11 protein-coding genes are annotated in these 11,634 nt (G+C 71.8%); 4 read left to right on the plus strand and 7 right to left on the minus strand.

What is annotated here, in order from left to right:
* Positions 1-62: 62 nt before the first annotated feature.
* Positions 63-560, minus strand: coding sequence for a MarR family transcriptional regulator (locus ABZ374_RS17675; protein ID WP_360311877.1), 498 nt, complete (start codon positions 558-560; stop codon positions 63-65).
* Positions 561-857: 297 nt separating this feature from the next.
* Here ABZ374_RS17675 and ABZ374_RS17680 point away from each other — a divergent pair, with 297 nt between their 5' ends.
* Both ABZ374_RS17680 and ABZ374_RS17685 read left to right on the plus strand, forming a co-directional pair.
* On the plus strand, positions 858-1,343 hold the full coding sequence (locus tag ABZ374_RS17680) for a hypothetical protein (protein WP_360311879.1): 486 nt from the start codon (positions 858-860) through the stop codon (positions 1,341-1,343).
* Positions 1,340-2,050: a hypothetical protein gene (locus tag ABZ374_RS17685; RefSeq protein WP_360311881.1), complete on the plus strand. Its 711-nt coding sequence runs from the start codon at positions 1,340-1,342 to the stop codon at positions 2,048-2,050. The genes ABZ374_RS17680 and ABZ374_RS17685 overlap by 4 nt, the downstream gene beginning before the upstream one ends.
* 17 nt (positions 2,051-2,067) lie before the next feature.
* Here ABZ374_RS17685 and ABZ374_RS17690 read toward each other — a convergent pair whose 3' ends face one another.
* From ABZ374_RS17690 to ABZ374_RS17700, 3 genes are all read right to left on the minus strand, one after another.
* Positions 2,068-3,216: a cystathionine gamma-synthase gene (locus ABZ374_RS17690; RefSeq protein ID WP_360311883.1), complete on the minus strand. Its 1,149-nt coding sequence runs from the start codon at positions 3,214-3,216 to the stop codon at positions 2,068-2,070.
* 77 nt (positions 3,217-3,293) lie between these two features.
* On the minus strand, positions 3,294-4,043 hold the full coding sequence (locus tag ABZ374_RS17695; RefSeq protein ID WP_360311885.1) for a hypothetical protein: 750 nt from the start codon (positions 4,041-4,043) through the stop codon (positions 3,294-3,296).
* Between the two features lie 168 nt (positions 4,044-4,211).
* Positions 4,212-5,057, minus strand: a complete 846-nt coding sequence (locus ABZ374_RS17700) for a hypothetical protein (RefSeq protein WP_360311887.1) — start codon at positions 5,055-5,057, stop codon at positions 4,212-4,214.
* Positions 5,058-5,270: 213 nt separating this feature from the next.
* Here ABZ374_RS17700 and ABZ374_RS17705 point away from each other — a divergent pair, with 213 nt between their 5' ends.
* Positions 5,271-6,209 (plus strand): ATP-binding cassette domain-containing protein, encoded by a 939-nt coding sequence (locus ABZ374_RS17705; RefSeq protein WP_360311889.1) that lies wholly within the window; start codon positions 5,271-5,273, stop codon positions 6,207-6,209.
* 77 nt (positions 6,210-6,286) lie between these two features.
* On the plus strand, positions 6,287-8,350 hold the full coding sequence (locus ABZ374_RS17710; protein WP_360311891.1) for a thioredoxin domain-containing protein: 2,064 nt from the start codon (positions 6,287-6,289) through the stop codon (positions 8,348-8,350).
* Between the two features lie 67 nt (positions 8,351-8,417).
* On the opposite strand, the gene ABZ374_RS17715 is transcribed toward ABZ374_RS17710, so the two are convergent.
* The 3 genes from ABZ374_RS17715 to ABZ374_RS17725 form a co-directional block, all read right to left on the minus strand.
* On the minus strand, positions 8,418-9,047 hold the full coding sequence (locus tag ABZ374_RS17715; protein WP_360311893.1) for a TetR family transcriptional regulator: 630 nt from the start codon (positions 9,045-9,047) through the stop codon (positions 8,418-8,420).
* Positions 9,019-10,617 (minus strand): MFS transporter, encoded by a 1,599-nt coding sequence (locus tag ABZ374_RS17720; protein ID WP_360311895.1) that lies wholly within the window; start codon positions 10,615-10,617, stop codon positions 9,019-9,021. Before ABZ374_RS17720 ends, ABZ374_RS17715 begins: the two co-directional genes overlap by 29 nt.
* 173 nt (positions 10,618-10,790) lie before the next feature.
* Entirely contained in the window at positions 10,791-11,456 is a 666-nt protein-coding gene (locus tag ABZ374_RS17725) for a hemolysin III family protein (RefSeq protein WP_360311897.1), read from the minus strand.
* Between the last annotated feature and the right edge of the window lie 178 nt (positions 11,457-11,634).

Genomic DNA, 11,634 nt, shown 5'->3' on the forward strand with positions numbered 1-11,634 from the left:
TGTCGCACCAACCGCCCGTGCGGATGCGCCGGGTCTCCTTCCGCCCCGGTGGTCCCGGGAGTTCAGGAGCCGGCCGGGTTGCGGCTCTGCCGGCGCTCCATCGAGGCGTTGAATCGGGTGAGCAATTCGGTGAACCGCTCGCGGTCGTCCAGGCTCCAGCCCGCGCAGATCTCCGCCATCAGGCGCTGCCGGGCGTTGCGCACCTGGTGCAGCCGATCCCGGCCCTCGGCGGAGAGTTCGAGCAGCACGGCGCGGCCGTCGTCGGGATTGGGCACCCGATCCACCAGGCCCTGTTCGACCAATGGGGTGACCTGCCGGGTCACCGTGGACGAGTCGATCGTCATCGCCTGCGCGAGGGCCTTGACGCCCATCGGCCCGCCCGTCTCCAGCCGGCCGAGCAGCAGGTAGGCCGCCCGGTCCATCGAGTTGCGCAGTTCGCCTACGGCACCGAGCCGGGTCTGCTCGGCGCGGCGCGCGAACAACGCCACCTCGTGCTGCAGGCGGTCGTAGAGCGGGTCGGCAGAGCCGGTGGGGTCGTCATGGGCCTGGTCCGCTGTCATCGCCGCTCGTTCGTCGATCGGATGTGGTGCTCCGAAGGATATTGCGCGGACCAAGATCGGCGGGCCCGACCGCTCGATTCCACCCCCCTTCGAGGGCCGCACGTTTTACCGTGGCGACAACGAAGTGTGGTGTCGTCGTCGCGCCCGGTGGGGGCTCGGCCGGCGGCGACAGCCGACAGGGGCCGACATGTCGCGATACGCGACTACCCGAACAGGTGTGGGGCAGCAACACAAGTGAGCGGCGACGGCAACGGGCCGGCCCCAGGGCATCCGCTCGGCAGACCTGCGGGAGGGACCGTGCACAGGCGCGACGCTCGCGAGTTCGATCTCTTCGTGCAGACCGTCGGCACCCAACTGTTGCAGGCCGCCGACCTGCTCACCGGCGACCGCCGACGTGCCGAGCGTCGGGTCGAGCGGGCTCTGGCGCATGCGTGTGTGCACTGGAACAGATCGCCCGGCCAGGATCCGGTCCGCACCGCGTGGCGGGCGCTGATGGCCGGATACCTGGACCCCTGGCGGCCGGGGCCGCGCGGCTATCGGGGCGAACTCCCGGACGGGGGCGAACCGTTCACCACGCTGGATCGACTCGGCCGGGTCGAGCGGGCCGCCGTGGTGCTGCGTTTGTACGCCCGCCTGGACGAGTACGACGCGGCCGAGGCGCTGGGGTTGCCGATCGAGACGGTGGCTCTCGCGTGGCGGCGCGGGATGGCCCGGATGCCGGCCGCCGGCCTGCCGGCGCCCGATCGCGCGCGGTCGGTCGCGAGCGCGGAACCGATCCGATGAGCGTGACGGCGCCGACGCCGGGGGCGGCGGACCCGGAGGAGATACCCGAGCCGCCGCGGTTCCCGTACCGGCCGCTGCCCGCGAACCTGGCCCACCGGGTACGGCGGCGGGCGTACCTGCACCGGCTGCGGCACCTGCTCGCCTCGGGCCTGTTGGCCGGTGCGGCGATCGGCGGGTGGCTGGCCACCCCGGGGACCGGCGGCGGAGGCGGGTTGCCGCCGGCGCCACCGGCCCCGACCCCGCTGTGGCCGGTCGAGAACGAGACGCCGCGGTCGCCGCGGACCGACGTCGGGCTCGGCGGCGCGGTGTGGATCGGCGACGCGGGTCCCGAATACGGTTCGTCGTGGTGTCTGGGCAGTGTGACCGAGCCGAGCGAACCGACCGCGCCGGGCGCGCCGATCTGCCACTTCCTGCCGACTCCCGGCCGGCTGGACACGATGGCCCTGGACCCGGGCGTGTACGCGCCGACCGGGCGGCGCCTGGTGGTCGCGGTCCTGGTCGGCCAGAGCATGCCCGCCCCGGCGGTACGCGGCGAACTGCGCGAGGCCGCCGGCGCGCAACAGATGCGCCTGGACCGCCCGCCCGGCCTGCCCGGCGTCGCCTACCTGTGGGCGTTCGCCACCGACATCCCGGTCTCGATCACCGTCTACGACGAGACCGGCAACCTGGTGACCGCGTGCTCGGCGTGCTCGGAGACGACGCGTTAGGCAGGCCGGTCGAAGGGTCAGCGCAGCGCCTGCTCCAGGTCCGCCAGCAGGTCGTCGGCGGACTCGATGCCCACGGACAGCCGGACCAGGTCGCCGGGCACCTCCAGCGGCGAGCCGGCCGCCGACGCGTGGGTCATCCGGCCCGGGTGCTCGATCAGCGACTCGACGCCGCCGAGCGACTCGCCCAGGATGAACAACTCGGTCCGGTTGCACACCTGTACGGCGGCATCCTCGCCGCCGTTCACCCGGAACGACACCATGCCGCCGAACGCCTTCATCTGCTTGACCGCGACGTCGTGTCCCGCGTGCCCGGGCAGCCCGGGATACAGCACCTCGCGCACCCTGGGGTGGCGCGACAGCAGGTCCACGACCCGCTCGGCGTTCGCGCAGTGCCGGTCCATCCGGACCCCGAGGGTCTTGAGACCGCGCAGCGTCAACCACGCGTCGAACGGCGCGGGCACCGCGCCCATCGCGTTCTGGTGGAACACCAACTCGGCGGCCAACGCGGTGTCGTTCACCACGAGCGCGCCGCCGATGACGTCGGAGTGCCCGCCCATGTACTTCGTCGTGGAGTGCACCACGACGTCGGCGCCCAGCGTCAGCGGTTGCTGGAGGTAGGGCGAGGCGAACGTGTTGTCCACCACGAGCAGCGCCCCCGCGTCGTGCGCGACGCTCGCCAGCGCGGCGATGTCGGCGACGCCGAGCAGCGGGTTGCTCGGCGTCTCGCACCACACGAGCCGGGTCACGCCCGGCCGGATCGCGGCGCGCACCGCGTCGAGGTCGCCGGCGTGCGCGGGGGTGTGGTCGATGCCCCATCGGGAGGCGACCTTCGCGAAGAGTCGGAAGGTGCCGCCGTAGGCGTCGTCCGGGATCACCGCGTGGTCGCCGGGTGCGCACAGGGAGCGCAACAGGCAATCCTCGGCGGCCAGACCGGACGCGAAGGTCAGTGCCCTGGTGCCGTTCTCCAGGGCCGCGATGCACTCTTCGAGCGCGGTACGGGTCGGGTTGCCGGAACGGCTGTACTCGTAGCCGCCACGCAGCCCGCCGACGCCGTCCTGCTTGTACGTGGACACCTGGTAGATCGGCGGAACCACGGCCCCGGTCAGCGGGTCGGGTTCCTGCCCGGCATGGATCGCCAGGGTCTCAAAGCCGTGCGATTGGGTCATGACCGGAACGTTAGTCGCCCGGGCGGGCGGGCGCTGACGCGTCACTCGGGCGAGGGCGCGCGTTCGGGCGGACAGCGCTACCGGCGCAGCAGACGGTCCAGCATCAGGCGGGCCGCCTGGGTGGTGCGGGTGCGTACCTCGGGCATGCGGTCGGCGGCGGGAGCGCTGAAGTAGGCGGACATCACCACGGTGTCCTTGCGCAGCGTCAACACGACGTAGGGGTACGGTCCGCCGCCGCCCTTGGGGTACATCAGGCCCTCCTCGGCGAACACCTCGTCGGCCTCGGCGAACGGGGGTTGCTCGGCGCCGGGGGTGTCCTTGGCCTGGGTGCCGTCCGTGTAGGTGCGGGTCGGGCAGCGGTCCTTGACCTGGTGCGCGTTCTGTACCTGCTCGTGCGCGCCGCGCACGTCCTTGTGCACGACCACCGTGGTGCTGCCGCTGGAGAGCACCTTGGTCTGTGCGGTGTCCGACAGTTGCACCTGGCGCACCCACTGGCCGGTGATGCTCGGTGCCAACGGCACGGTCTGCTGGGTGCAGTCGGCGGCGTAGTCCGTCCAGGTCTCGCCGGCGAACTCGTAGGTGCCCTGCTTGGCGAAGCCGGTACCCCAGTCCTCCGGGGTGAGGGCGAGCGACGCGGCCAGGGCCTGGGCCTGTTCCGGGGTGCGGCTCGGCGGTGCGGACGTGGCCGGCGTGGCGGACGGACGGGTGGTGGTCGGGCCGGGGCCCTTGACCACCGGGGAGGTGCCGCTGGGCGCGCCGTTCGGGGTGATCGCGAACGGGTCGTCGCCGCCGTCGGCGCAGCCCGCGAGCAGCAGGACGCCCAGCACCGGACCGATCGCGCGAACCGCCGCCCGGTTTCCGCCGCCTGCGCGTATGGCGCCCGTGCGTATGCCGCCCGTGCGTATGCCGGTGCCTGTGCGTATGCCTGTGCCATACATGCCGACGACCCCCCGTGAAGCGTGGAGCCCCATGGTAATCAGCGTGGTCGCGCCGGGTCAGCGCAGTTGCGTCCGGGTGCGCACGACCATCCTGGCCAGTGCGTCGATGGCCTGGTCCTTGGCCGACTCGAAGGTCTTGTCGCCTCGGTCCACGACCGCCGCGGTGAGCACCATCTGGCCTTGACGGGCCGTCACCCATACGTACTGGAAGGGCGATCCGCCGCCCTTGGCGAACCACTTGGCGCGCGCCAGGTGCACCTCGTCGATGCCCGGCACGGTCAGGTCATAGACCTGGATGTCGTTCAGCTTCTCGTCTCCGACGAGCACCTGGTTGGGGCAGCGTCGGCCGTCGGCGATACCGATCCGCATGTCGGTCTGCGCCGCCGCGGTGCTGGAGTAGACGGTCGCCGAGGACGTCGCGAGCGTCTTGCTCAGGTTGTCCACGCTCGGTTGGCCGTCCGGGATGTACACGTAGCGCGACAGGGTCGCGAGTGCGCCCGCCGTGGTGCCCTGGACGACCTGCTTGCAGTCGGTGCCGGTGACCACCCGATCCAGGCCGCCGTACTCGTAGTTGCGCTCCTGGGGGACGTAGGTCGGACCCCAGTCCTTGGGCACCAGGGCGACCCCCGCGACCAGCGTCTTGGCCTGCGCGGCGCTCAGTTGCACATCGGCGCGGGTGGTCGTGGTGGGGCTCGGGGGCGCGCTGGTCGTCGGCGGCGCGGAGGTGACCGGGTCGAGCGGGGGAGGCGGCGGCGGACCGGGCCGATCCGTACTCGCGCTCGCACTGGGCGAGTCGGTCGCCCCCAGGCCGAACGGACCGCTCTTGGACGAACCCCCCTGGCACCCGACCACGAGCGCACCGCTCACGATCAGGGCCGCCCCCACCGCCGTCACCCGCATCATGGAATGCCCCCGATTCCCAACGTCGCCTCGACCCCATTGAAGCCGCTGCCGAAGCCTCTCGTGCGCGAACGCCCGCACTGCGGGCCCATTTCGACGCGATCCACGACCTCGGCACGGCCGTCGTTCCGGCCCTGGTCGGGGTCTACGCGGGTTCCGTGTGAATTCCATGGGAGTGGGACCGACGGACGACGACCCGGCCGGACCGCGGGTGTCGTGGCGCTCGGCGGGGGATCGGGGCCCAACGGGGCGGGCAAGACCACCACGATCCGGATCCTGGCCACGTTGACCCGGCCCTCCGGCGGCACCGCCCGGGTCCTCGGTCACGACGTGAGGACCCAGGCGAACGCGATTCGGGCCCGAGTGGCGGTGACCGGCCAGTTCGCCTCCCTCGACGAGGACCTGACCGGATACGAGAACCTGCTGATCCTCGGCCGACTGCACGGCTTGTCCCGGTCCGCCTGCCGCCGGCGCGCCGACGACCTGCTCGCCGCGTTCGACCTGACCGGTGCGGCCGGCCGCCCGGTCGGCGGCTACTCGGGCGGCATGCGCCGGCGGCTCGACATCGGCGCCGGCCTGATCGTGACTCCCGACCTGCTGTTCCTGGACGAGCCGACCACCGGCCTCGACCCGCGCAGCCGCAACCAGGTGTGGGAGCTGGTCCGTCGGGTCGCCGCGGCCGGCACCACGGTGCTGCTCACCACCCAGTACCTGGAGGAGGCCGACCGGCTCGCCGAGCGGATCGCGGTCGTCGACCACGGCCGGATCGTGGCCGAAGGCACCAGCACCGAGCTCAAGTCCCGGGTCGGATCGGGCACCCTGCAACTCCGGCTCCTGGACGGCGAACAGCGTCCACAGGCGCTGCGGATCCTGGCGCCGGCCGTCCGCGACCCCGCCGTCGTCCTGGGCATCGCCAACGCCGTGCTGATGCCGCTGTCCTTCGCCGGCAACGTCTTCGTCCGGCCGAGCACAATGCCCGGCCGGCTGCAAGCCTTCGTCGAGATCAACCCGCTCAGCCACGTCGCGAGCGCGGCCCGCGCCCTGATGGGCGGCACCGGCGGCACCGGCGAGATCCTCTGGTCCCTCGCCGCAACCGCCACCCTCACCCTCATCTGCGGCCCGATCACCCTCCACCTCTACGGCAGACGGGACTGACGACGAATCCGGCCAGACCGCGCCGACGCGCCGGGGGTTGCCGGCTCCGGCCGGGGTCGGCACGCGAGGATGGCGGTATGCCGAATCGTCTTGCGGGATCCACGTCGCCCTACCTGCTCCAACACGTCGACAACCCCGTCGACTGGTGGCCGTGGGGTGAGGAGGCGTTCGCGGAGGCCCGTCGTCGTGATGTCCCGATCCTGCTCAGCGTCGGGTACAGCGCGTGCCACTGGTGTCACGTGATGGCCCACGAGTCCTTCGAGGACGAGGCCACCGCCGAGATCGTCAACGCGAACTTCGTCGCGATCAAGGTCGACCGCGAGGAACGGCCGGATGTGGACGCGATCTACATGGAGGCCACGGTCGCGATGAACCACGGTCAGGGCGGCTGGCCGATGACCGTGTTCGCCACGCCCGACGGGGAGCCGTTCTTCTGCGGCACCTATTTCCCGAGCGAGGCGCGCCGGGGGATGCCCTCGTTCCGGCAGATCATGTACAAGATCACCGAAGCCTGGGTCGACCGCAACGACGAGGTGCGCCGCACCGGCCTCCAGGTCGCCACCTCCCTGGCCGCCCCGCGCGACCTGCACACGGGCGGCGAGGCGCCGACCGCCGAGGATCTGGACCGGGCGCTGACCCTGCTCGCGCGCGACTACGACGGTGCGCGCGGCGGCTTCGGCGGCGCGCCCAAGTTCCCGCCGTCGATGGTGTTGGAGTTCCTGCTGCGGCACCACGCCCGGACCGAGTCCGAGGCGGCGCTGGAGATGGCCCAGGAGACCTGCGAGGCGATGGCCCGGGGCGGCATCTACGACCAACTCGGCGGCGGCTTCGCGCGGTACTCGGTGGACGAGGCGTGGGTGGTGCCGCACTTCGAGAAGATGCTCTACGACAACGCCCAGTTGATCCGGGTGTACACCCACCTGTGGCGGGCCACCGGGAGCGAGTTCGCCCGGCGGATCGCGCTGGAGACGGCCGACTTCGTGGTCGGCGAACTGCGGACCCCCGAGGGCGCGTTCGCTTCCGCGCTGGACGCGGACAGCCCGGACCCGGACGGGAAGTCGGTCGAGGGCGCGTTCTACGCCTGGACCCCGGCGCAACTGGTCGAGGTGCTGGGCGAGGCGGACGGCGCGTGGGCGGCCGAGGTGTTCGCGGTGACCGAGGAGGGCACCTTCGAGCACGGCATGTCCGTCCTGCAACTGCTCGACGACCCCGAGGACGTCGAGCGACTGACCGACGTACGGGCGAGGTTGCTGGCCGCCCGCGCGGAGCGGGCCCGGCCGAGCCGGGACGACAAGGTGGTGGCCGCGTGGAACGGGCTGGCCATCGCCGCGCTGGCCGAGGCCGGCACCCTGTTCTCCCGCCCTGACCTGCTCGACGCCGCGCTCGCGGCGGCCGACCTGCTGCTCGCGGTGCATCTGGGCGGCGACGAGGACGACGAGCTGGGCGACCGGCTGGTACGCACCTCGCGCGACGGCCGGCCGGGGCCGAACGCGGGTGTCCTGGAGGACTACGCGGACGTGGCCGAGGGTTTCCTCGCGCTGTACGCGGTGACCTCGGACGACGCGTGGCTGACCTTCGCCGGCGTGCTCGTGGACGTGGTGCTGGGGCACTTCGTGGACGAGGACGGGGCGCTGTACGACACCGCCGACGACGCCGAGGAACTCTTCCGCCGACCGCAGGACCCCACCGACGGCGTCACCCCGTCGGGCTGGACCGGCGCGGCCGGCGCGCTGCTGGGCTACGCGGCGCACCTGGGCTCGGAGGACCACCGCGAGGCCGCCGGCCGCGCGCTGGGCCTGGTCAAGGTGTTGGCCGCGCAGGCCCCGCGCATGGTCGGCTGGGGCCTGGCCGTCGCCGAGGCGTGGCTGGACGGGCCACGCGAGATCGCCGTGGTCGGCCCGCGCGACGACGACGCGACCTGGGCGCTCTACCTGACCGCGCTGATGTCCACCGCCCCCGGCGCGGTGGTCGCGATGGGCGACCCGGCCGAGGAGTCGCCGATGCCGCTGCTGCGCGACCGGCCGCTGGTGGGCGGCCGACCGGCGGCGTACGTATGTCGGCACTTCACCTGCGACGCGCCGGTGACCGACCCGGAGCAACTGGCCGAACAGGTGCTGTCCAAGGCGGTGGCCCGGGCCTGAGACCGGCGCCCGCGCCGCCGCGGCCCCGGCGCCCACGGGCCGGGGCCGCACCGAACGACCACCGACATCACGGGTTGTGCCGCAGCCCCGTCTCCAACAGGGCGAGGGCCCGGTCGACCATGGCGACCAGGTCCCCGGTGCAGCCGGCGCGTGCCCACGCCATGATCGCCTCGGCCATCGCCGCGTTGATCGAGGCGGCGGCGACGCGCAGTTCCAGGTCGTACGGGGAGCGCCCGGAGCGGGCGGCGTACGCCTCCGCGATCAGCGTCCAGGACGACATCTGCTGCTCGTAGGTGCGCCGCCGCAGCGCCGGCACGTTGAGCACCAGCGTCATCCGGGTGGCCATCTCCGCACCGTCCACCCGGATGATCTCGCGCAGGACGTCCAGCACCCTGGTGCGCACCACCCGGAGCATGCTCATGTCGTCGGGTGCCGTCCGCAGGATCTCGATCAGGAGGGGGTCGTACTCGTCGGTGAGTACGACGTCCTCCTTGCTCGGGAAATAGCGGAAGAAGGTACTGGGCGAGATCTCCGCGGCCTCGGCGATCTGGTCGACGGTGGTCGCGTCGTAGCCGTGCTCGCGGAAGAGTCGATACGCCTCCCGGCGAATCGCCTGCCGGGTCTTGATCTTCTTGCGCTCGCGCAACCCCGCGGGCGAGCCGGGCAGGTCAGGGATGGAGGACTCCTTCGCGGTCATGCGTCGATTCTCCCGGTTCACCGACACCCGGCGCGGACCCCGGTGCGGCCACGGGGCGCCGGGGCAGGAAGATCGCCACCGCGACGGTGAACACCAGCGAGGCGATGCCACAGATCAGCAGGCTCAGATTCATGCCGTGTACGAACGCCTCGCGGGCCGAGTCGAGCAGCGTCGGGTCCGCGCCGTGGTCGGACACCTTGACCGCGCCGCCGATCGAATCGCGTGCGGCGTCGGCGACCGGGCCGGGGCGACCGGCGGTGTCGATCCGGTCCAGGTAGGCGGAGGCCAGCACACTGCCCAGGATGGCCACCCCGAGCGCGCCCGCCACCTGGCGCAGGGTCTGCACCAGGGCCGATCCCATCCCGGTGCGCTCCGGCGCCAGGTTGGCCATCACCGCGTCCATCGAGGGCACCAGCGACGTGCCCAGGCCCAGCCCGGTCACCACGAGCCAGAAGGCGGTCCGCCCGTACCCGTCGTCCGCCGAGCCGGTCGCGCCCAACAGCAGCCCGCAACCGAGCACGAACAGGCCGCTGGGGATGACCACCTTGTAGCCGAACCGCGCCGCGAGCCGGGTACTGGTCAGCGAGGCCACGAACAGCCCGCCCAGCAGCGGCAGCAGCCGCAGTCCGGTGCCGAACGCGTTGTGGCCGTCCACGCCCTGGAAGCGCTGCGGGACCAGGAACAACACGCCGGAGATCGCGAAGGACGGCACCAGGGCGGCGATGGTGGCCCACAGGAAGTTGCGGTCGCGGAAGAGCCCCAGGTCGATCATCGGCTGCCGGGCCCGGGTCTCGCGCACCACCACGCTCGCGATCAGCAGCGCCGCCGCGCCGAACAGCGCGAGCACGCGGGTGTCGGCCCAGCCCCACTCGGGCGCCTCGATCAGCGCGAAGATCAGCGTGGTCAGCGCGGCGACCACCAGCGCGGTGACCGTCAGGTCCACCTTCGGTGCCTCGGGGGAGCGCGAGACCGGCAGCAGGAAGACGCTGACGAGCAGGGCCAGCCCGACCATCGGGATGTTGATCAGGAACACCGAGCCCCACCAGAAGTGCTCCAGCAGCAGCCCGCCCAGGATCGGGCCCAGCGGGATGCCCAGGGCCGTGCTCGCGGCCCAGACCGAGATCGCCTTGCCGCGCTCGGCGGCCGGGAAGAGCGCGGGCAGGATGGACAACGACAGCGGCATGATGAACGCCCCGCCGATGCCCATCAGGGCGCGCGCCGCGATCACCCCTTCGACCGAGCCGACCAGCGCGCCGACCACCGAGCCGACGCCGAAGATCGCCAGCCCCACGAGCAGGAAGCGACGCCGGCCGTAGCGGTCGCCGATCAGTCCGGCCGGGAGCATCAGCGCCGCGAACACCACGATGTACGAGTCGGCGATCCACTGCAGGTCGCCCGTGCTCGCGCCCAGTTGCTCGCTCAGCGTCGGCATCGCCACGTTGATGATCGTGGTGTCCAGGCCGACCACCAAGAGCCCGACCACCAACGCGCCCAACGCCCACCACCGCCTGGGGTCGGGCGGAGCGTCGGCTTCGGCCGGGCGATCCGACCCCTGCTGCGTCGCATTCATGACAGTCCCCATCTATTGATTGCTTCTGCCTTCTGACAGTAGCTCTCAAAATCGAGTGACGGTCGATTTTCTCGGCAAAGAGCAGCCCAAGCTCGGGGGAAAACCCGGAAAAGCTCGAAGGCCCGCAACTCCGAACGGAGCGGCGGGCCTTCGAGGCGACGAGCGGGAGGGGATCAGTCCAGCGCGACCAGCGCGACGGCGACGAAGTGGCTCGCGAAGGCGAGCAGTGTGAAGGCGTGGAAGACCTCGTGGAAGCCGAACCACTGTGGCGAGGGGTTGGGCCGCTTGATCCCGTAGACCACCGCGCCGAGGCTGTAGAGCACGCCGCCGACGATCACCAGGACCACCACCGCGACGCCGCCCTCGCGCATGAACTCGGGCAGGTAGAACACCGCCGCCCAGCCCAGCGCGACGTAGATCGGGGTGTAGAGCCAGCGTGGCGCGCCGATCCAGAACACCCGGAAACCGATCCCGGCGAGTGCCCCGATCCACACCACCCACAGTAGGATTTGGTCGCTTTTGCCCAGCAATAGAATGGTCAACGGGGTGTAGGTGCCCGCGATGATCAGGAAGATGTTGGCGTGATCCAGCCGGCGCAGAACGGCCTCGCCGCGCGGCCCCCAGTTGCCTCGGTGGTAGACCCCGGAGGTGCCGAAGAGCATCGCCGCGGTCAGTGCGAACACGCCGCAGGCGACGCGGGATTTGGCGTCCCCGGCCAGGGCGACCAGAACTATGCCCGCGGCGACCGCGAGGGGAAAAGTCCCCGCGTGGATCCAGCCGCGCAGCTTGGGTTTGATGGGCGTCAAGGGCGCCGGGAAGGCGTGCGCGTCCACACTCATGTCGCCGAGTGTACTTACGCCCACGTAGGTTACTGGTAAGTACAAAGTGAGACGCATCACGGGAGATCTTGTCCCGGAGGGGCGCGAAAGCGCACGTCTTTGGGGTTTTCGGTCCGGTACGGGGCACAACTTCCAGGTGGGGCCCTGTCCCGGGCGGTTCTGCGCCCGGCCGACCGGA

Origin of the sequence: Embleya sp. NPDC005971, from assembly GCF_040629175.1 — a bacterium.
Classification (GTDB): domain Bacteria; phylum Actinomycetota; class Actinomycetes; order Streptomycetales; family Streptomycetaceae; genus Embleya.